Genomic DNA, 19,467 nt, shown 5'->3' with positions numbered 1-19,467 from the left:
ATATAAAATTTTCTATAAAAAAATTTTCATACATATGAACCAATTTACATATTAGTAATATATTGTTAGTAGCTTGACCGAGAAAGGAAATGAGGAACATGGCAAATAATAAAAACTCTAAAAACAAGTCAGCTTCTAACAAAAATACTAATACTAATTCTAAAAATAAACAGGGCACAAATAATAAAGGCAATAACACGCAAAAAAATAATAATAAAAACAACAACAACAACAAAAACAAGAAAAAGTAACAAGGAACGGTAATGTTCCTTGTTTTTTTGAGTATAAAATTAAAATTCTTATTGAATTATTCGTTCGTGTGAATGTTTTAAAAAGGCTGTTTTCGCATAATGAGTTCTATTTTCTTTACCTTTTGGAAAATATCTTCTGCGAGCTATTCCATTCTCACCGCGTGGTTCATACCCAAACGACTCTAACTTATCGTTATAAATATCAATTAATTCAATATTATTTACTACTATTAAAATATCTATAATTGGTTTTGCGAAGCCAATCGATTTAACAGATGTACTCCCAATATGGTAAATATCAATTAATTCACCATTAAGTATATCGCTTAGTAGCTCGGCTTTATTTTGGTATGAATTTCCCCATTCTACTGTCCAAGGAACAATATTTGTTTTTCTCAATAACTCAACCCCAAATTTATAATAATACTATTAGACTAAAGCTTATCGTTAGTTCAACAAGAAGGCTTTAAATTATAAAGTTGTACTCATTAATACAACAATGTTACGAAGTTGTTGATAAATAAAAAGAGAAAAAGCAATTGAAATTAATCAATTGCTCTTTCTACTTCAAATAGTATAACGCTTTAAAATAAATCTTCAAGTATTCTTTTAGACTCTTCTAAATAAATTACTTTAAAAAACTAGATTCTTGGAAAGAAGGTTTCGGATAAGTATAGAACCCTTCTCCTGCTTGTTTACCAAGTTTTCCTGTGTCTAAGAATTCTGTTTTTATTTTTTCTGCTACTCTTGCTAATTGTTCGTCACCTTGTTGTCCAAGCATTGAAGTAACTGTGAAAATTGTGTTTAGTCCAATCATATCCATAAAAGCAAACGGTCCAAAAGGTGCTCTAGTTGAAATCATCCATGTTTTATCGATCGATTCGAATGTAGCAACTTCATTCTCATATAGTCGTAGCCCTTGCAATAAAAGTGGCACTAACAATGTATTTAATACATAACCAGGTTGTTCTTTTTCGATTGCGATCGGTACCATTCCCATTGCTTTAGCAAAGTCTAACACTTGTAACCAAACGTCATGGTTTGTTCCAGGGTGTTTCATTACTTCAGCAATGTTATGCTTCCAGACTTCTGTACAGAAATGCAATGTTGTGAATTTCTCTGGTCTACCTGTGAAATGTGCAAACATGCTCGGTGGCAACGTTGATGAGTTTGTTGCAAAAATCGTGTGTGCAGGTGCAACTTTTGCTAATTCCGTGTAGAATTTTTCTTTGATTTCAACTGCTTCAGGTACCGCTTCTACCACTAAATCAGCATTTTTCACTGCTTCCGCTAAACTTGTGTGATAACTCAAGCGGTTAAACGCAGCATCCACTTGTTCTTGTGTTGCTCCAACTTCTTCTTTGTATATTTCCATATAACTTTTAAAACGGTTTTCAGTCATTTTTAATGCTGCGTCACTAATATCATAAACGGATACGTTAAATCCTGCAAATGCTACTTGGAAAGCGATTTGACTTCCTAACACTCCGCCACCTGCGACTGTAATATTTTTAAAATCCATTTGTATAATCCCCTTATTTAGTAATTATTATTTTATTGGTAGGTAAAAATTCTTACCCTCTTAACTTTGTAAGCGTATTTAATTTTAAATCGACTAGTTCGAAAAAAAACCATCAGATTTTTTATATTTGTGTAATTTGGGACAAAAATAACTTATTTGTTGTGAATTTCAGTTGATAATTGCTTTATTTAACCTGACAATGGGATAAAATAAATAAATAAATTAGTTTTATCATAGAATTTAAAATGAACAATCGGGGTATATCATTATGGATCGTCGTATAAAAAAAACAAAAAATGAAATAAAACGTGCATTATTGGAAGTTTCCAATATGAAAGGAATTGAGCATGTAACCGTACAAGATATTGTTGACCGTGCGGATATTAATCGAAAAACATTTTACTATCACTATAAGGATAAAAAAGATTTAGTAGAATGTATTATAAGTGAAGCACTTGAAGGATTAATACAAAATATCCATATACCAGATGATTCCTTCCATTCTTTTGCAGACATTGTTTATTATCCTATTCTGGCATCACTAGAACACGTAAAAAGTTTTGAAGATGTTTATAAGGTTTTATTAAGAAATAATGGCATCTTGAGTTTTCAATGGAAAATGTTAGAATCCATAAAAATATCAGTAAGAGCAAGCTTTGAACCACTTCAAAAGAATAATATTGAAATCATCACTGATAAAGCGTATTTGGAAAATTTCATTGCAGGAGCACATTTAGCAATAATCATTGATTGGGTTAATAACGGCATGGAAAGTGAACCAACATTATTAGCTCAATATATGGCTAGTGTCCTAACAGAGGGTATTAGAGTAAAATTGGACTGAATGAATAATGATCAAAACAATTTTCAAATAAAAAATAGTAACAAATAGTGATTTTTCCTCCCATCATAGTGGACAGAAAAAAGTAATTAAATCTATCTACTATGAGGCAATTTTTTATGTGAAAAAGATTATCTTAATTTAGAATCTTGATACTGATCTAGAAGCCGTAAATACATTTTTTCATCACTACAACTATAAACGTTAAAAAAAACAACCTAATTCCCTATTAAGGAATTAGGTTGCTTTTTTAATAGCAGTCTATACTGATAGTACACCAATTTCGAACTGGCATCTTTGTATTTCTTAAAAGAAGGCTCTGTTAAAAAAGATTGTTGATTTTAGATAACTCACGAATTTTTTGGTTATACTATATTTATAGAAACCAATCAGGAGTGTGTTTGACCGAATGAAAGCCTTTCGTAATCTACTAAATCACATCAATAATATTGACTCTCGTCAACAAGAACAATTGTTTTGGACTTTGAAAAACAAGCTATTTCCACTTGTTCATACGGGTTCACTGGTGAATGAAATGAGAGAAACTCGTTTCGCCGAGGGTTTCGTCTGTCCTCATTGCACTTGTGAATTCGTTGTGCGATTTGGTAAGTACAAAGGTCGTCAGCGTTATCGTTGTAAGGCTTGTCGTAAAACATTTAACGACTTAACAAACACTCCAATGCATGGTACACGATATCCCAAATATTGGGCAGAGTTTATCAAACTAATGTTCGAAGGGCTTTCTCTACGAAAATGCGAACAAATTTTAGGGATTAAATGGGTCACACTCTTCTATTGGCGACACAAAATATTAAATGCTCTGAAAGAAATTGAAGTTGATGGTTTTGAAGGTATCGTCGAAATGGACGAGACCTATTTCTTATACTCTGAAAAGGGTAATAAACGTATATCTGGTCGAAAAGGTCGTAAACGTGGTGGTGTGTCGAACTTCCGAGGTATCAGTCGTGAACAAGTTTGTGTATTAGTTGCTCGTGACCGAAACAAACAAACTGTTTCTAAAGTGACTTGTATGGGGCGAATTGTAAAATCAAAAGTTGAGGATACGATTGGTCATTTATTAGACTCAGATAAGATTTTATGTACGGATGCTTGGCGAGCATACATGACATATGCGAAAGATAAAGGAATGGAACATTATCGTATTAATACATCCAAAACTGGTCATGTTATCAAGGGGATTTATCATATTCAAAACGTGAACGGTTACCATGCAAGATTGAGTCATTGGATTGACCGATTTAAAGGTGTAGCGACAAAATATCTTGATAATTATTTGGCATGGTTTCAATTCCTTGATATGAAGGGTTTTGACGCAACAACATCGAATATAAAAGAGGTATTTGTCAGTACCAGCTTATGCGAACACTATTCCACAAACCAACAAATTCGCCAGTCAAAGTTAATCATCTAATTAATATACATAATCCTTATTTGACCAACTGGTAGGGAAAGGGTGCTTTAAAATGGATTTACCAAATATAAAAGGTTTAATACTTATGCCTTCAGCGAGCGAAAATGAAATCCTGAAAGTCGAAAATGAAATGATAGCAAAACTACCTAATTCCTATAAAGATTTACTTAAAACTTCAAATGGTTTGTCTTCTGAAGAAGGGGTAAGAATTTATGGAACCGAAGATATTATAGAGAGAAATGAAATATGGCAAACTCAAATATATGCAAAAGGATATATTGCTATTGGTGACGACGGTGGTGGGCAAGTTTTTCTTATGTTCCAAGGAGACGATGAAAAAGAGGTTTTAATAGTTGATGCTGGAGATATGACTCCTGAACATTCTGTTTTAGTAACATCAAATTTAACTCTTTGGGTGAACAACGGTTTCAAAATTAATACAGATGAAATACAAGAGGTACGCAGCTGGGCTGATGGCTGTAAAATAGTTTTAATTGATACTCCAAATGGTGGATTAAAGGATTTATTGAAAATTAAAGATGTTTTTGGACTAAATATTACGGCAAATGAATTATTAAAGGGTTCAAGAAATCTCCCTTTTATATTAGTAGACGAATTTCCATACGAAAAAGCACTGAAATTAGTCGAAGAGTTAAAGGATATTAAAATAGAACTAAAAACTAAAAACTAAGGCAGGTCTTAGTTTTATGAGGTCGAAAAAAGACTGTAAAATTTAAACAGTCTTTTTTCATGAACAAAAATCAACATTTTAGTTTAACAGAGCCTAAAAGAAAACTCATTTACTTATGGTACGGTTCACTCCGATTAACCTCAAACAACTTTAAATGAAATACCAATAAATCACATACACTTTAACTCAATCATCAAGCATGTTTGTTGCGCATTAATTACCTAAAGTACACTACTTGCCTTCTTTAAGGATTTGATTGAAATTTGGAAAAACGTACATAAATTTAGGTTTTTCATTATAAAACAAGATGCAATTTGTGAATCTTTTCACTTAAACTAAACTGCCATTTAGTTGAATAACGATTAATGATAATTATTCTACAACTTGCAATTAATTTCCTTCACCAATATTTTATAAAAGCCACAAACTTTACGAAAAGAGCCTTTAAAAAAGAAGGAGCACAAATATCTACCTCATGAAAAAGGAGAACACCTATTATAATGAAGAAAATATATGCGTAGAGAAAGAAGTAAGGAAAACAATGTGAGGATTTTGTTTCTAAAATCGAATATGCAGGAATAGTTTCATAATAAAAGCGGGTTTGAAGGAGGAACTAAGATGAGGCAATTAAAAGCAGATTGGCTGCAAGATATATCTAAGGATAAGCTCGTGAAATGGAGGAGACATTTACATAAATATCCTGAGCTTTCGTTTCAGGAGGAACAAACCTCACAATTTGTATATGATACATTATGCTCTTTTAAAAATCTTGAGGTAACAAGGCCGACAAAGTATAGTGTCCTGGCAAAGCTGACTAGTAATAACAAAGGAAAAACCCTCGCCATACGGGCGGATATGGATGCTTTGCCAATTTTAGAAGAAAATGAATTTGAATTTGCTTCAACTGTACCAGGAGTCATGCATGCATGCGGGCATGACGGGCATACGGCTATCTTGCTTGGAACAGCAGAAATTTTAGCAAAACATAAGGATGATATTTGTGGAGAAATCCGATTTTTGTTTCAACATGCAGAAGAACAATTTCCAGGCGGCGGTGAAGAGATGGTGCAAGCAGGGGTGATGAACGGTGTTGATTATGTAATTGGCCTTCATCTTATGTCTGGGTTAGAAACGGGGAAAATCGGTATTGTATATGGACCTATGATGGCTGCTCCGGATGTATTTGAAATTACCATTTTGGGGAAGGGTGGACATGCCGCGCATCCCAAAGAAACGATAGATCCAATTGCCATAGGTGCTCAGATTATTTCTAATTTGCAGCATATAGTATCCCGCAATACGGATGCGTTTGAACAACGTGTAGTGACAGTTACACAATTTCATGCTGGTACGACAGATAATGTTATTCCGGATACTGCGTATATTAATGGTACTGTACGATGTTATAATCAAGAGCTTAGAGAAGAAGCTGAGAAAAAGATTGAGCAAATCGTCAACGGAATTACAGCCGCACACGGAGCTTCTTATTCCTTCCAATATCGATATGGGTATCGTCCAGTTATTAATAATGACCATGTTACAAGTATCATTGAAGAAAGTGCTAAGACGTTATTTGGGGAAAATCAAGTACAAAGAATCAACCCTTCTATGGGTGGAGAGGACTTTTCAGCATTTTTACAAAAAGCATCTGGCTGCTTCTTTAAAGTGGGTTCCGGCAGTGAGGCAGAAGAAAGTATGTACCCGCATCACCATCCGCGATTTACTCTTGATGAAGAGTCTCTTGTCATAGGAGTAAAAATGTTTTTACATGCCGCTGTTCAATTGTTGGAACAAGAAGGCTAGAGAATGGTATGAAGAGTAAGAAAGCGAGAAATGGAGAGGATTTCTTGCTTTTTTTTGTTGGCATTGTACTATGTCTTTTTTTCTTACATACAAATAAAAAGAGCAGCTGCACAGGAATTACAGCTGCTTCAAGCTCCGGACTGGAGAGGGTTAGAGATAGAACCATGTCCACTATAAGTATATGCTTTGGAATTATAGAAGCTTGTATGTTTGTCCAAATTTTTATTTTTTTATAAAAATAGTAGAATATCACGAAGTGTAATAGACTTCTTATAAAGGGGAGAAATAGAGGTGTATGAAATCCTTTGTCGTTCACAGTATTTTACATTGTATAAAGTAAAAGAAGGAATATATGCAGCAATCGTCACGGATGGTTCTGGTGCATTAGGAAATGCTGGTATCATTGACCTTGGAGATAAAACACTGATTTTTGATACATTTCAATCACCATTGGCTGCGAATGATTTAAAAGAAGCAGCAGCAGCTTTAACAGGAAAACCGGTTTCGTATGTAGTTAATAGTCATTGGCATTTTGACCATATCTTAGGCAATCAAGAATTTACAGACGCCGCTATTATCAGCACAAGTAAAACGAGAGAATGTATCGAACAGTATGTCCCTCCTTTTATAGGAATTGTACAACGCAATCCTAATTACCCGGTCCTTTTAAAAACAGAAGCCAGTACAGTAAGTGACTATAATAAAAGAAAGGAACTGCTGCAAAATGCCAGTGACGCTGAGCATCTGGCCCGCCATATTAATCATATAGAAGTGACACTTCCCACAATGACGCTAGAAGAGGAGTTATACTTATATGGTTCAAACAGACAAGCTGTGTTAGTTCATATGGAATCTTGTCACTCTGAAAGTGATGTTGTTTTATATCTGCCTGACGATCAAGTGTTATTCGCTGGAGATATAGTTTTTCATCAGTATCATCCCTCATTAAAAACTAGTAATCCGGATGAGTGGATTCGAGCTTTGCAGGTGATAGATGAGTGGGACATTCAGCATATTGTACCAGGACATGGGGACATTGCTGCCAAAGGTGCTTTGGAAACAACAGCACAATATATCATTCATATTCAACAAACGGCAGCTACTTGGAATGGGGAAGATATAGTCGTTCCAAATCAATACAAGAATTGGGATGGACCAAGCTTATATTATGACAACCTTGAATTTGTATTTGAACGAGAAAGAAGTAAAGCATGAGATGTATTTAGGATGAAAAAGAACTCTTTTTTGAGTTCTTTTTCGTTAATTTTGAGATAAAATAATCATTCTTACGCTTATATTTACATGTGAAGCAATTGCTTCAAACGAATTATATTCTTCTCGAAAATAGCTTTCTTTTTTTCTTCTGCTCCAAACAAAATATCATGCAAGATAGGGCTGAAAGAGTAAAAGGATGCCACGCGGTTGTAAAACGTATCATCTGTAAAAGCATTTTCCTTATAATACGAAAATACAGTGCGAGTAAAGGAATCCCCATAATCCCAGTACAGTCCTGCGAAATCAAAGGCAGGGTCTCCAATTTGTCCATCCCCCATATCAATAATGCCTGTAAGAGAAGAAGAGTCGTTGTTAAATAAAATATGGGTATGTGTTAAATCTGCATGAAGCATCGCTTTTGGCAATGTACTTTGTCCCATTTGTAATAGAAACATTTCAAAAATAGCAGTTACTTTATCTTGTTCTACTCTTGTTAAATGTGAAAACGCATGAGTAGTAAGCTTTTGATACATCGTTTTCCAATAACGTACCGTTTGTTCATACTGAAAGCCCCATTGCCGAGCTTCAAGAATATTGCAAGAATGGAGTGCAGCCAGATAGAGTGCAAGCTGTTTTGCTAGTTTTTCTTGCTTGTATAAAGGTAAAGAATGAAGAAGAGCCGAAGTCAGACGTTCTCCATGAATTATTTTATAATAGCTGCAAAGAGGAACTCCGCTGTCTTCATATAAAATATGATATTCGGGAATAGAAACCTTGCTTGTTTGCAATCGAGGTCTAAGCCAATGGTACAGCTGCTGTTCTCGTGGTATTTTTTGCGCATACTCTTCTTTTCTCGGAAAACGGAACAACCATTCATTGTTTATGATTACTGCGAAGTTATCCCAGCCGCTCTCATCGAAACGATATGTATGTATTGGGATATGCTGTTCAATGATTTGCAGATATTTAGTTGGATCCATATATAGTCCTTTCTATTCATTCTAAATTATAGAATACAAACTAACTCCTTCGAAGAAAACAAAAAATCCCCGGAGGGGATTTTTTGCGCATTAACGAGCAGTGAGTATTTTGATATAGAGGGTCTTAACAGCACATTACCAGAGGGTAAGGTGTCAGTTTATAAATTTTCATTTTGCTGTTTCAGAGCTGCTTCGTTCAAGAACATATTTGCATGTTCTAGTTTTTTATGTTGATCTACAGAATCGCCGGGATACAGTTTCTCGCTATCATACGGGTGTTTAGAGTCTAAATCGGACGCTGGTCCCATTGTTTCTTGCTTCGGTGCATTTGTATGCAATTCATCAGTGTTTTTCATAATGATATACTCCTTTCCTTCACTAGTGTAAACAAAAGAGACTATGTTTTATTCTTTGTCTATGTATTTCATTGTAATTAAATAGTAAAAAATGAGTGTAAATGTCATTAGACTTACACTCATTTTTTATCATGTTTCGTATTATAACACTGTTTACGAAAAAGGCAGCATCCTTGGATTAATGGTTGATAGCAGGCTGCGTGTTATCTTTTTTACGTTCTTTGTTGATTTCCAGACGTGCTTTTCCCATGAATAACACTACGACAATCGCAAGAGCGATTGGGATAAGAGCCAATGTAAATGTTAATGTAATAGACGATGACATCGCATCTACAATTTTATCCAATACAAACGCTGGAATTTTAGAGCGTTCACTCGCTTCGAATATAGCGCGAGGATCGCTGATATTTGCAAGCGGGTTTCCTTCAGCGCCTTGCATACCTTGAAATGCTTCTTTTAGGTTTTCTGTAAATGCATTCGTTTGAATTGTACCGAAAATCGTCACGCCGAGTGTCATACCTAATGAACGGAAAAAGGAATTCGTTGAGTTAGCCGATCCGCGGTAGCGGGGATCCAGGTTGTGAACGGAAGCTGTCGGCAATAATGAGAAGGAAAACCCTACTCCAAATCCTGTAATGACCATAAATACAGTTAACAGCCAACGAGCAGTATCGGGTGTCAATGTGCTTAAGAGATACATCCCGATTACAAACGATGTAACAGAAAGAAGCATTAAATTTCGATAGCTCGTTTTTGTTTGGAAAATCCCTGAAATAGCACTTCCTACAACAGATCCAAGCATAAATGGTGTTAACACGAATCCTGCATTTGTTGCCGAACCACCATACACGGCCTGAACGAAAATAGGAATGAATACAGTCAAAATGATAAAAGTACCGCCGTACAACAATGCTAATAATTGCGCCGCAGCAAATGTACGGCGTTTAAACATCCAAAATGAAATAATAGGATCACTTGCTTTTGTTTCGGCATATAAAAATCCTATAAAAAAGACACCGAACGTTACAAATAGACTAATAATAGGGGCTGAATCCCATGCGTATTCCTTGCCGCCTAATTCAAGCGCAAACATCAAACTGACAACAGCCGTAACGAGAGTTATAGCACCCCACCAGTCGATTTTTTGTTCTATATGCTGAGTAGATTCTTTATAAGCACGTAAAATGAAGAAAAGAGATAATAACCCAATCGGAATGTTTACATAGAATACCCAATGCCAGCTAATATAATCAGTAATATAAGCACCTAATAAAGGACCTAGCACACTGGCAGAGCCGAAAACAGCACCTAAAAGTCCTGTCATTTTTCCTCGCTGTTCTGGAGGGAACACATCGAATACAATGGTAAATGCAATTGGAAGCAACGCTCCCCCTCCAATACCTTGAATGGCACGATAAATACTTAACTGCACGATGCTGTCGGCTGTACCGCAAAGAGCGGAACCTATTAAAAACACAGCTAATCCGAATATATAAAACCGTTTTCGCCCGTACATATCAGAGAGCTTTCCAAAAATTGGCATACCAGCCATAACAGCAACCATGTAGGCGGATGTAACCCAAACAAATTTGTCTAGGCCTCCTAAGTCTGAGACAATGGTTCCAATAGCAGTTGCGACGATAGTATTATCCATAGCCGCCATTAAAATACCTAATAAAAGACCTGCAACAACAAGACGCAGATTACTTTCCTTTGCAACCATATTGTTTACTCCTCCCTTTATTTTGTAATGATTTATTATACAAATCATTATAGTCAAATTTGACTAAATAGCAATGATTTTGTTTATAGAAATTAGGCGACAATATTTGCATAATAAAAAGAAGAAGGGAGTTCTTCTTCTTTTACATATACACAAATACAATTATTAGCAATAGTACAGTCACAGCAATAGCTAATCCAAGCAGAAAAGGGGAAAAGCGGTGACCTTCGTCATGTCTGGCATCCTGTCGATAACCTGGTGATATTTCACCTGAATACTCTTCGTTATAGTCATTATGTGAATCGTAATCCATATGCAGGCTCCTTTTTGTTTTTATTAGCTTTCCCAAAAGATATAGTTTCCTTTCAAAGGGACATAGAATGCTGAACAATAACAAAAGCTAGAAGCAAGGAGGGATGCAATATGAAAAAACGTCAAAGAGAAGATATAAGATATGGCAATCCAAATCCGGATGGTAAATATGAAGGACCTATTAATGATAGTATGCCGGGAGCAGGAGTTGAAATGGGAGTACGTACAGACTTAGATCCAACAAAGGTGAATCAAAAGCACAATCCGTATCACGTGACATATCAGCCCGACTCTGAGATGCGGCAATTTAGATCGATGATGCAGGGAGAAGAAAAATAGAAGGAGGTGTATGACTTATGCAAATGAATACTAATGATTTGGCGGTGGTTGAACAAGCTCTAAAGTCAGCATTAGCTAATAGTTCTGATTATCAAGAAATTTATCAGTATCAAGATTTGCTAGAAAAGCTGACAAACAAAAACAGTCAAGCCAGGAATGTTCAAGCAGATGGTCTTCGATATGATTATGACGACTCCTCTAATTTATAGCCTGTAAATACGGGCTATTTTTCATAATCGACCTTTTGTTAGAAGTGGAATGTAATTTTGGGGAAAACGAAGAAAGTAGGTCACAATCATGGTTCGCGTAACAGTATGGAATGAACATATTCATGAACAGAAAGATGAAACTGTAACAGAAATATATCCAAACGGTATTCATGGCACCATAGCAGAATTTTTAAAGAAAGCTGGCTTCTCAGTACAGACAGCCACCTTGGAAGAACCGGAACACGGGTTAACAGAGGAAGTGTTGCAAAATACAGATGTATTAATTTGGTGGGGGCATTTAGCTCATGGTGATGTACAGGATGATATTGTTCAAAAAGTGAAAAGTAGAGTGCTTCAAGGTATGGGACTCATTGTATTACATTCCGGACACTTCTCTAAAATCTTTAAAATGTTAATGGGAACGAGCTGTAATTTAAAATGGCGGGTAGCTGACGAAAAGGAACGTCTTTGGATTGTAGATCCGAGTCATCCGATTGCAGAAGGAATTGGGGAATACATTGAACTTGAAAAAGAAGAGATGTATGGAGAGTATTTTGATATTGCTACGCCGGATGAGCTTGTGTTTGTAAGTTGGTTTGCCGGAGGTGAAGTGTTTCGTAGTGGTTGTACATATAAACGAGGGAACGGAAAGGTTTTTTACTTCCGTCCTGGCCATGAAACCTATCCAACCTATCATAATAAAAGTATTCAGCGTGTTATTGTAAATGCGGTGAAGTGGGCACAGCCTATAAATCGAATATACTCAAACTACGGATATGCGGAAGGATTAGAGAAAATAAACCAGGGATAATAACAAATATCCTTGGTTTATTGTTTTAACCTTTATATAAAGACATAAAAATCAGTTGTGAATTTTTTCGATATTTACCCTTCCGGAAAAGAACACAGCTCCCCCGCCCATGTCAGCAATACGGTCTGGAGTAAGAGCGTTTACAGCGTACTTTGTTCGGGGTAAGTCTGCCCATAAGCCTTGACTTACCAATACGCCCGGCAGGACGCCATCTCCCACACATACAGGCAGTTCACATTCTCCTCGATTATTCCAAATACGTACGATTTCTCCATTTATAATTCCTGCCTTAGAAGCATCTTTGCTGTTCATATGTAACCGAGGCACTTTTTCCATGTTAATATGCTTTTCATTGTTAGAAAAAGTAGAGTTTAAAAAGTTATGATTCGGTCCAGGTACGAAAAGAAATGAAAAGTCTTCTTCAGGAAGAGGTATATAAGTTGGTAACGGAGGATAGCCGTCACGCTCCATAATACTCGAATATAATTCGATTTTGCCGCTCGGTGTCGGCAATTTCTTAAAAGATAATGTGTCACGCTCTGCCTTCACATATTGTTTTTCAGTGAGCTTTTCGTAAGTAATATTCTTCATATAGGGATTATGAGACTCATCAAACCCTTGCTTTATCACGTTTTCGTCACTGTCATGGAAAGCCCCTTCTTCAAAATTCATGGCTTTTGCCAGCAAGCGAAATACTTCTGTATTTGATTTGCTTTCTCCATACGCTTCAATGACTGGAGTTTGAATTTGAACATAACGATGCCAATAAGAAGTATACACATCAGTGTTTTCAAATGAAGATGTGGCGGGTAAGACAATATCGGCATACCGAGCTGTTTCCGTTAAAAATAAATCGTGTACAATGGTGAATAAATCTTTACGAGCAAGGCCTTCTCTGACCTTGTTTGTTTCAGGTGCTACAACAGCTGGGTTGCAGTTATATACGAACATAGAACGAATTGGAGGGTCCAATGTCAGAAGGTCGTGACCAATGGTATTCATATTAATGATACGTGTATTTTTATTTTGTAATAAATCAGGTTGCTGCACAGCTTCGATATTATGAGCTAGAAATCCGGAATTGCCTTTTGTGGCTCCCCCGCCTTTCACAAGCCATTGACCAGTAAGCGCCGGCAAACAAGAGATGGTGCGTATGCACATTCCCCCGTTATCATGATGCTGCAGTCCATTTCCAATACGAATAAACGAAGGAGATGTTGTTCCATACATTCTCGCCAACTTGTACAGGTCTTCTACAGACACTCCTGTAATCGCTGCAACAGTATAAGGATCGTATTGCTTTACATGCTCCTCAAGCTCCTTATATCCGACGGTATATTGACTCATAAACTTTCTATCTACCATATTTTCTTCAAATAAAATATGCATCATGCCGAGCGCTAATGCTGCATCTGTACCTGGTAAAATAGGAATAAACCAATCAGCAAACCGTCCCGTTTGATTTTTATGTACATCAATCACAATAATTTTCGCACCATTTTTACGAGCCTTTTGGGCTAAAGCAATTTGATGCATATTTGTACTTACCGCATTTATACCCCAAAAGATAAATAGTTTTGTATGAATGGTATCTTCAGGATCGGTACCGAAGCTGCCACCCATCGTATATCGGTATCCTTGCGCGCCGGCAGCATTGCAAATTGTCCTATTCAATCTGCTGGCACCAAGCTTATGAAAAAAGCGGCGATCCATACCTTCTGCGCTTAAAATCCCCATATTACCATAAAAGCTGTAGGGAAGGATGCTTTCCGGCCCTTCGGTTTGAATAAGCTGGTTCCAATGAGAAGTAATAGTCTCTATAGCTTCTTCCCAGCTAATGCGAACAAAATTCCCTTCCCCTTTCATTCCCACTCGTTTTAGCGGATATTTTAACCGTTTATTATCATAAATCCGCTTGGCCATATGGCGAACTTTGTTGCAAATATGACCTTGTGTGACAGGGTGATCAGGATCACCCTCTATTTTAAAGATTTTTCCGTCTTTTTTATGAATGAGCAGTCCGCATTGATCCGGACAATCAAGAGAACAGACGGAAGGGAAGATTCCATCCTGCTGGATAGTGTAAGATGCCATACAGGGTCTCCTTTCTTTTTAGCCCCAAGTGCCAAAGAGTTATGTCGCTATTACATGCCACAAAATATCTTAATTTACATTATACAAAAAATTTTCAGTTCCATCGCCTTCCCTTTTCTAAAATAAAAAGGAATAAAAGATAATAATATATTTTGTGATTCATGATTACAATTTGTAGCTGGTTATGTGTTCATCGGCGTATTGTTTTTAGGAAACAAATAACCACATTCCTGAAATGGCCCACCGTGTAACTCATGTAAACATGAATGTGTCCATGACACTTAATGGTGAAGAGCCTATTTTATGAAATTAATAAAGAAAAAGGAAATACACCTATCCTTTTATTGGTATTTATGAATAGTATAAAGAACATAAATTAGCAAAAAACGTCGAAAAAATAATGAACTTTCTAAGTGTTGTACTCGAAATAATAAATGAAGAGAGTGGGTACGATATGGACCAAATATCGAAAAAAAGAACATCCCAATATGAGAAAGAAGTACAGTCCAAGAGAAGGGGGGAACGAAACATAGATCCAATGCTACAAACAATAGCAGAAAAGCTAGATATCATAGAAATTGGGCAAAGACGTCTAGAAGCAGGGCAAACTCGTATAGAAACGATACACGCACGTTTAGAAGCAGAGGTGACTCGGGTAGAAGCGGAATTGGTTCGGATTGAGCAAAGGCTAATTCGTTTGGAAACAGAAGCCGCTCAGATAAAGGAGGGGCAGGGAGAGGTTCAGAAAGCATGGAAGCGCGTACTTGCACTATTTACAAGAAAATCTGGAATTAATACAGGACAAGAGTAGCAGCAGGTTAACTAGTAGATGAAAAAAGTTTGGGAGCAGCTGCTGTCAATGTATATTATTTAGAAAAAAAGGAACGAAGAAAATTAAGGATGCTGATGTAATAGCAGCATCCTTAATTGTTATCTTTTTACATATGAAAAGATAACAATTGTATAAAAATATTAATGTAGTATTAAGGGATAGATCTAAACTGTAAAAATGTAGAGTAGTATATGCATTAAATTTCAGTTAATTAAAAACTATTGCTATAATAAACGAATTAAAAAGGAGCTATAGAGAGTATATTTCCTTTTTTATACTATAAAAACTTGACTATAGGTCGGATTGTATTTATATAGAGGAGGAAGAAAACATGTCCAACGAACATTCTATAAATAGCAGTACAAAACAGCTTAGCGATATTCCATTATCCGTTCTTGATCTTGCTCCCGTTACAGTCGGCGGCACGCCTGCTGATTCGTTCCGAAATACTTTAGATCTTGCCCAGCACGTAGAAAAATGGGGGTTCAATCGTTATTGGCTGGCTGAACATCACAATATGACAGGGGTTGCAAGCTCTGCTACATCGGTCATTATTGGATATGTAGCCGGTGGTACTTCAAGCATCCGTGTCGGTTCTGGGGGTATTATGCTTCCAAATCATGCTCCGCTTGTAATTGCAGAGCAGTTTGGTACGCTGGAGTCCTTGTATCCAGGCCGTATTGATCTGGGTCTTGGCCGTGCACCGGGAACAGATCAGCTTACAGCTCGTGCATTGCGCCGTACGCTAAGAAGCAACGGAGAGGAGTTCCCAGAGCAATTAGCAGAGCTAAGGGATTATTTAAGCCCATCTTCAGGAACGACGGGAGTGAGAGCGGTCCCAGGAGAGGGGCTTGACATTCCAATCTGGCTTTTAGGATCCAGTGGATATAGTGCTCAATTGGCCGGTCAACTTGGTCTTCCGTTTGCATTTGCCAGCCATTTTTCTCCAGACAATACACTGCCGGCTTTACAATTGTATCGTAACCATTTTCGACCATCAGAGGTGCTGACTGAGCCGTATGCGATGGTTGGTGTGAATGTAATTGCAGCGGATACAGATGAAACAGCAAATTGGCTGGCAACGTCGATGTACCAGCAATTCCTTAGTCTAGTTCGAGGCCGCCCGGGCAAGCTGAATCCACCGGTAGAAAACATGGACGAGATTTGGAGTGAGTATGAAAAGAGTGCGATTCAACAACAATTGAGTGCTGCTATTATTGGTGGACCAGAGAGTGTTAAGAAGAAACTGCAGGATTTTCTAGATGTTACCGAAGCCGATGAGATTATAGTAAGTTCTCAGATTTATGATCATGAAGCACGTTTGCGTTCGTATGAAATTTTAGCTGAGGTTGCGATGAAGTAGATAACAGAAAAGAGGAATGAAACTGAGCTGGTCAAAATACTGTATTAGAGTAGGCTCAATAGAAGATAACAATTAATAGAGATGGTAGAAAAGTGTTATAAAGATACTGTCTCATGAAGAAACACTCGCTTGATTCACCTCAATTCAAGCGAGTGTTTTCATTAGAGGGATAAATGCCTACATAAAAATGGAGGAAACAGAGCATACCAAGTGTTATGAAAAGGAAATGGAAGGGATTGAGTGAAGTGAAAACGACTATACAATGGATTGGGAAAATGGCTTTTTCAGGTACTGCTCCATCTGGTCATGAAATTAAAATGGACGCGTCTGAAGAAGTAGGAGGAGAAAATAACGGTGCAAGACCTACTGAATTACTTTTATATGCGGTTGCGGGATGTACAGGAATTGATATCATTTCCATTTTACATAAAATGCGGTTAAATCCTGTTTCATTTCATATGGAAGTAGAGGGAACGCGTGCAGAGGAGCATCCGAAACGATTTACAGACATTCACATTCATTACGCATTGGAGGGTGAATTGCCTGAGGAGAAAGTAATCCGAGCTATTCAGCTTTCAAAAGACACATATTGTTCTGTGTCCCATTCGTTGAGTGCCACGATTGCTGTGAGTTATTCGATTAATGGTATTAGAGGTGAGAAAGTGTTATAAAATGTGCATTCATTTTTATACAGGTTTTGAGTATAGAAAAAGCCCCTCTGCTGTCAAAGCTTGTCAGAGGGGCTTTAGTTTGGGAGCATTATCCCGAGTGGTCCGTCTTTTTTGATGATATCTTCTAAACTATAAATAGAAATAGGAAATATTGGATAGCCGAGAGGACGAGGACCGATTTCATAACGTTGAAAAAAGATAATCAGTGCTTTGTCTGCGATGTAAAAATCCTGATTGGGACGAATGCTTTCAAACTGTTTGAATAAAGGCAGATTCCGCTGCTTTATTTGCAGCTTAATTTCAGTTGAAATATGCTCGACATACGGGCTGTTTGGTTGGAATAAATCTTGCAGCTGATATATGTTACCTGAGTAAGTATCTGTTGTGATAGATGTAAGGCCGTCCACAGGATGAGCCAATGAAAACGTATTGGCAAAGCTGCTTAAGGTGAGGCTGAGAATACCCCTTTGATTGTTTTTGATTTCATAGTTTAATAATACTTCCGTGCTGCTAAGTTTGTAATAGCCTTGCTTTTGGATGGTATGCAGCAACTCATTTGCTTGTTGGATGATAGCTCTGTTAATCGTATTTTGAATGAAAGGGTTTAAAGCCCATATAATTTGAGGATAAGCGAGAGAGATTTTAGGTGCAGTTAGTAAAAATGTTTCGATGGGGATTGGAAAGTGATAAGGGTCCATATGGAGCAGCTCCTTTCTACATTTGCTATATCATATTCAAGCGATGGGCGTATGTTCAGGTGAAAAACAATGAATGTGTTCTTTTTCCTTGAGGAGCTGTTAGTGTTACAATTTCTATAGTGAACTAAGATAAGGAGAGTTACATATGAAAAAGAGAGTAAAAGTTGTAGGAGCTGTAGCTTTCAACGAACGAGGTGAGATTTTATGCGCATTACGTTCATCTACGATGTCCCATCCAAATTTGTGGGAGTTTCCCGGCGGAAAAATAGAAGAGGGTGAATTACCGCAAGAAAGCCTTGTTCGGGAAATTAAAGAAGAGCTTGATTGTACAGTAAATGTGTATGAGCTTATTGAAGATACGATATACGAGTATGAAAACGTTATTGTCAACTTGCTGACTTATAAAACGAAAATTACAGAAGGAAAGCCTAAAGCAAGAGAGCATGCTGAATTAAAGTGGGTTCCTCTTCAAGATTTGCACTCGTTAGAGTGGGCACCAGCAGATATTTCGACAGTAGATATACTGCTAGCTGATACCCTTATAGAAACAGAATAAGATAGCAATTTTTGTATGATCTTCATATACTCTTTAGCATAGGTTTGATTCCTAGTCCTAACTAGTAGAAAGCTGAGTAGTCTAAGATGAGGAGAATTGCTCGTGGAAATTGAACTGTCATCAGCAGGTGAAGAAGTATTCCGCTGATAACATAAGAAAATAACCGTTAAAAAAGGAAATAGGAGAGAAAAAGAGAATTTTTTAAATACATTAAAACATTTTCTTGAAGGGGAGTCTTTCCTTGTTGGAAAAATGTAAGATAAGGGGATATTATGGATGATAGAACAGCGACTGCAAGAGTTAGGAATTGTATTGCCAGAACCAACACCGCCTTTATATCAGTACATCCCAGTCGTAATTCATAACGGAACTGCATACATAAGCGGTCAAGTTCCAAGAATCAATAATGAATTATTGTATACAGGGAAAGTGGGGGCAGAGGTTTCTGTGGAAGAGGCACGGAAATGTGCAGAGATTTGTGTCCTAAAGGGATTAAGCTGTTTACGAGCGGAAATCGGCAGCCTTGATTATGTAGAACGAGTTGTGAAGGTTGGGGGATTTGTCCAATCGAATCCAGGCTTTTCATCCCAGCCGCAAGTAATCGATGCAGCGTCCGAGTTGCTTGAACGGATTTTTGGAGAAAACGGCCGTCATGCACGTACTGCAGTTGGTGTAGCTGAGCTGCCGACTAATGCACCAGTGGAGATTGATTTAATCGTAGCTGTTCGATCTAGAGAATAGATGGAAGTTTTATATTTACGTATAGTT

Annotated in this window: 22 protein-coding genes; 14 read left to right on the top strand and 8 right to left on the bottom strand. The window is 37.1% G+C overall.

All coding sequences use genetic code 11. From position 1 onward, the window contains the following. Positions 1-98: 98 nt before the first annotated feature. Entirely contained in the window at positions 99-251 is a 153-nt protein-coding gene (locus J7Q84_RS01715; RefSeq protein WP_209092665.1) for a hypothetical protein, read from the top strand. A 48-nt stretch (positions 252-299) separates the two neighbouring features. On the opposite strand, the gene J7Q84_RS01710 is transcribed toward J7Q84_RS01715, so the two are convergent. Both J7Q84_RS01710 and J7Q84_RS01705 read right to left on the bottom strand, forming a co-directional pair. Then, entirely contained in the window at positions 300-650 is a 351-nt protein-coding gene (locus J7Q84_RS01710; protein ID WP_209092664.1) for a GrpB family protein, read from the bottom strand. Positions 651-879: 229 nt separating this feature from the next. Next, positions 880-1,773, bottom strand: a complete 894-nt coding sequence (locus tag J7Q84_RS01705) for a 3-hydroxyacyl-CoA dehydrogenase (protein ID WP_209092663.1) — start codon at positions 1,771-1,773, stop codon at positions 880-882. 268 nt (positions 1,774-2,041) lie between these two features. On the opposite strand from J7Q84_RS01705, the gene J7Q84_RS01700 reads away from it, so the two are divergent. The 5 genes from J7Q84_RS01700 (at position 2,042) to J7Q84_RS01680 (ending at position 7,755) form a co-directional block, all read left to right on the top strand. Next, entirely contained in the window at positions 2,042-2,617 is a 576-nt protein-coding gene (locus tag J7Q84_RS01700; RefSeq protein ID WP_209092662.1) for a TetR/AcrR family transcriptional regulator, read from the top strand. Between the two features lie 406 nt (positions 2,618-3,023). Further along, positions 3,024-4,046 (top strand): IS1595 family transposase, encoded by a 1,023-nt coding sequence (locus J7Q84_RS01695; RefSeq protein WP_209092661.1) that lies wholly within the window; start codon positions 3,024-3,026, stop codon positions 4,044-4,046. Positions 4,047-4,098: 52 nt separating this feature from the next. After that, positions 4,099-4,737: an SMI1/KNR4 family protein gene (locus tag J7Q84_RS01690; RefSeq protein ID WP_209092660.1), complete on the top strand. Its 639-nt coding sequence runs from the start codon at positions 4,099-4,101 to the stop codon at positions 4,735-4,737. A 618-nt stretch (positions 4,738-5,355) separates the two neighbouring features. Beyond that, positions 5,356-6,540 (top strand): amidohydrolase, encoded by a 1,185-nt coding sequence (locus J7Q84_RS01685; RefSeq protein WP_209092659.1) that lies wholly within the window; start codon positions 5,356-5,358, stop codon positions 6,538-6,540. A 291-nt stretch (positions 6,541-6,831) separates the two neighbouring features. Next, the gene (locus J7Q84_RS01680; protein WP_209092658.1) at positions 6,832-7,755 is read left to right on the top strand and encodes an MBL fold metallo-hydrolase; all 924 of its coding nucleotides are present in this window, start codon (positions 6,832-6,834) and stop codon (positions 7,753-7,755) included. A gap of 83 nt (positions 7,756-7,838) precedes the next feature. On the opposite strand, the gene J7Q84_RS01675 is transcribed toward J7Q84_RS01680, so the two are convergent. The 4 genes from J7Q84_RS01675 to J7Q84_RS01660 all read right to left on the bottom strand — a co-directional run bounded on the left by J7Q84_RS01675 (position 7,839) and on the right by J7Q84_RS01660 (position 11,127). Then, positions 7,839-8,735, bottom strand: a complete 897-nt coding sequence (locus tag J7Q84_RS01675; RefSeq protein ID WP_209092657.1) for an aminoglycoside phosphotransferase family protein — start codon at positions 8,733-8,735, stop codon at positions 7,839-7,841. Positions 8,736-8,893: 158 nt separating this feature from the next. Then, positions 8,894-9,091: a hypothetical protein gene (locus J7Q84_RS01670; RefSeq protein ID WP_209092656.1), complete on the bottom strand. Its 198-nt coding sequence runs from the start codon at positions 9,089-9,091 to the stop codon at positions 8,894-8,896. A gap of 178 nt (positions 9,092-9,269) precedes the next feature. Next, a complete protein-coding gene (locus J7Q84_RS01665; protein WP_209092655.1) occupies positions 9,270-10,814 on the bottom strand; it encodes an MDR family MFS transporter in 1,545 nt (514 codons plus the stop codon). 142 nt (positions 10,815-10,956) lie between these two features. Then, a complete protein-coding gene (locus J7Q84_RS01660; protein WP_209092654.1) occupies positions 10,957-11,127 on the bottom strand; it encodes a 2-isopropylmalate synthase in 171 nt (56 codons plus the stop codon). Between the two features lie 110 nt (positions 11,128-11,237). On the opposite strand from J7Q84_RS01660, the gene J7Q84_RS01655 reads away from it, so the two are divergent. The 3 genes from J7Q84_RS01655 (at position 11,238) to J7Q84_RS01645 (ending at position 12,485) form a co-directional block, all read left to right on the top strand. Then, positions 11,238-11,465 (top strand): hypothetical protein, encoded by a 228-nt coding sequence (locus J7Q84_RS01655; RefSeq protein ID WP_209092653.1) that lies wholly within the window; start codon positions 11,238-11,240, stop codon positions 11,463-11,465. Positions 11,466-11,482: 17 nt separating this feature from the next. Continuing rightward, positions 11,483-11,674, top strand: a complete 192-nt coding sequence (locus J7Q84_RS01650; protein ID WP_209092652.1) for a hypothetical protein — start codon at positions 11,483-11,485, stop codon at positions 11,672-11,674. Positions 11,675-11,762: 88 nt separating this feature from the next. Continuing rightward, positions 11,763-12,485 (top strand): ThuA domain-containing protein, encoded by a 723-nt coding sequence (locus J7Q84_RS01645; RefSeq protein ID WP_209092651.1) that lies wholly within the window; start codon positions 11,763-11,765, stop codon positions 12,483-12,485. A 51-nt stretch (positions 12,486-12,536) separates the two neighbouring features. On the opposite strand, the gene J7Q84_RS01640 is transcribed toward J7Q84_RS01645, so the two are convergent. Next, the gene (locus tag J7Q84_RS01640; RefSeq protein WP_209092650.1) at positions 12,537-14,579 is read right to left on the bottom strand and encodes a molybdopterin-dependent oxidoreductase; all 2,043 of its coding nucleotides are present in this window, start codon (positions 14,577-14,579) and stop codon (positions 12,537-12,539) included. Positions 14,580-15,033: 454 nt separating this feature from the next. Between J7Q84_RS01640 and J7Q84_RS01635 the strand changes: the two genes are divergently transcribed. From J7Q84_RS01635 to J7Q84_RS01625, 3 genes are all read left to right on the top strand, one after another. Continuing rightward, the gene (locus J7Q84_RS01635; protein WP_209092649.1) at positions 15,034-15,390 is read left to right on the top strand and encodes a hypothetical protein; all 357 of its coding nucleotides are present in this window, start codon (positions 15,034-15,036) and stop codon (positions 15,388-15,390) included. Positions 15,391-15,742: 352 nt separating this feature from the next. Continuing rightward, positions 15,743-16,774, top strand: coding sequence for an LLM class flavin-dependent oxidoreductase (locus J7Q84_RS01630; RefSeq protein ID WP_209092648.1), 1,032 nt, complete (start codon positions 15,743-15,745; stop codon positions 16,772-16,774). 215 nt (positions 16,775-16,989) lie between these two features. Further along, on the top strand, positions 16,990-17,445 hold the full coding sequence (locus J7Q84_RS01625; protein ID WP_247739022.1) for an OsmC family protein: 456 nt from the start codon (positions 16,990-16,992) through the stop codon (positions 17,443-17,445). A gap of 74 nt (positions 17,446-17,519) precedes the next feature. On the opposite strand, the gene J7Q84_RS01620 is transcribed toward J7Q84_RS01625, so the two are convergent. Further along, positions 17,520-18,143, bottom strand: coding sequence for a DUF3298 and DUF4163 domain-containing protein (locus J7Q84_RS01620; RefSeq protein WP_209092647.1), 624 nt, complete (start codon positions 18,141-18,143; stop codon positions 17,520-17,522). A 145-nt stretch (positions 18,144-18,288) separates the two neighbouring features. On the opposite strand from J7Q84_RS01620, the gene J7Q84_RS01615 reads away from it, so the two are divergent. Together J7Q84_RS01615 and J7Q84_RS01610 are read left to right on the top strand one after the other, a co-directional pair. Then, positions 18,289-18,699 (top strand): (deoxy)nucleoside triphosphate pyrophosphohydrolase, encoded by a 411-nt coding sequence (locus J7Q84_RS01615; RefSeq protein WP_209092646.1) that lies wholly within the window; start codon positions 18,289-18,291, stop codon positions 18,697-18,699. Positions 18,700-18,975: 276 nt separating this feature from the next. After that, on the top strand, positions 18,976-19,440 hold the full coding sequence (locus J7Q84_RS01610; protein WP_209092645.1) for a RidA family protein: 465 nt from the start codon (positions 18,976-18,978) through the stop codon (positions 19,438-19,440). Positions 19,441-19,467 lie beyond the last annotated feature (27 nt).

The sequence above is a fragment of the Bacillus sp. 165 genome (assembly GCF_017742235.1).
Classification (GTDB): Bacteria; Bacillota; Bacilli; order Bacillales; family Bacillaceae_G; genus JAGHKQ01.
Note: the sequence above shows the minus strand (reverse complement) of the source record. Positions and strands in the feature narration are given on the sequence as shown.

Coding starts and splice junctions, on each gene's coding strand:
- J7Q84_RS01715 (WP_209092665.1), top strand. CDS start 99: ATGGCAAATAATAAAAACTCTAAAAACAAGTCAGCTTCTAACAAAAAT.
- J7Q84_RS01705 (WP_209092663.1), bottom strand. CDS start 1,773: ATGGATTTTAAAAATATTACAGTCGCAGGTGGCGGAGTGTTAGGAAGT.
- J7Q84_RS01700 (WP_209092662.1), top strand. CDS start 2,042: ATGGATCGTCGTATAAAAAAAACAAAAAATGAAATAAAACGTGCATTA.
- J7Q84_RS01695 (WP_209092661.1), top strand. CDS start 3,024: ATGAAAGCCTTTCGTAATCTACTAAATCACATCAATAATATTGACTCT.
- J7Q84_RS01690 (WP_209092660.1), top strand. CDS start 4,099: ATGGATTTACCAAATATAAAAGGTTTAATACTTATGCCTTCAGCGAGC.
- J7Q84_RS01685 (WP_209092659.1), top strand. CDS start 5,356: ATGAGGCAATTAAAAGCAGATTGGCTGCAAGATATATCTAAGGATAAG.
- J7Q84_RS01675 (WP_209092657.1), bottom strand. CDS start 8,735: ATGGATCCAACTAAATATCTGCAAATCATTGAACAGCATATCCCAATA.
- J7Q84_RS01670 (WP_209092656.1), bottom strand. CDS start 9,091: ATGAAAAACACTGATGAATTGCATACAAATGCACCGAAGCAAGAAACA.
- J7Q84_RS01665 (WP_209092655.1), bottom strand. CDS start 10,814: ATGGTTGCAAAGGAAAGTAATCTGCGTCTTGTTGTTGCAGGTCTTTTA.
- J7Q84_RS01660 (WP_209092654.1), bottom strand. CDS start 11,127: ATGGATTACGATTCACATAATGACTATAACGAAGAGTATTCAGGTGAA.
- J7Q84_RS01655 (WP_209092653.1), top strand. CDS start 11,238: ATGAAAAAACGTCAAAGAGAAGATATAAGATATGGCAATCCAAATCCG.
- J7Q84_RS01650 (WP_209092652.1), top strand. CDS start 11,483: ATGCAAATGAATACTAATGATTTGGCGGTGGTTGAACAAGCTCTAAAG.
- J7Q84_RS01645 (WP_209092651.1), top strand. CDS start 11,763: ATGGTTCGCGTAACAGTATGGAATGAACATATTCATGAACAGAAAGAT.
- J7Q84_RS01640 (WP_209092650.1), bottom strand. CDS start 14,579: ATGGCATCTTACACTATCCAGCAGGATGGAATCTTCCCTTCCGTCTGT.
- J7Q84_RS01635 (WP_209092649.1), top strand. CDS start 15,034: ATGGACCAAATATCGAAAAAAAGAACATCCCAATATGAGAAAGAAGTA.
- J7Q84_RS01630 (WP_209092648.1), top strand. CDS start 15,743: ATGTCCAACGAACATTCTATAAATAGCAGTACAAAACAGCTTAGCGAT.
- J7Q84_RS01625 (WP_247739022.1), top strand. CDS start 16,990: ATGAAAAGGAAATGGAAGGGATTGAGTGAAGTGAAAACGACTATACAA.
- J7Q84_RS01620 (WP_209092647.1), bottom strand. CDS start 18,143: ATGGACCCTTATCACTTTCCAATCCCCATCGAAACATTTTTACTAACT.
- J7Q84_RS01615 (WP_209092646.1), top strand. CDS start 18,289: ATGAAAAAGAGAGTAAAAGTTGTAGGAGCTGTAGCTTTCAACGAACGA.
- J7Q84_RS01610 (WP_209092645.1), top strand. CDS start 18,976: ATGATAGAACAGCGACTGCAAGAGTTAGGAATTGTATTGCCAGAACCA.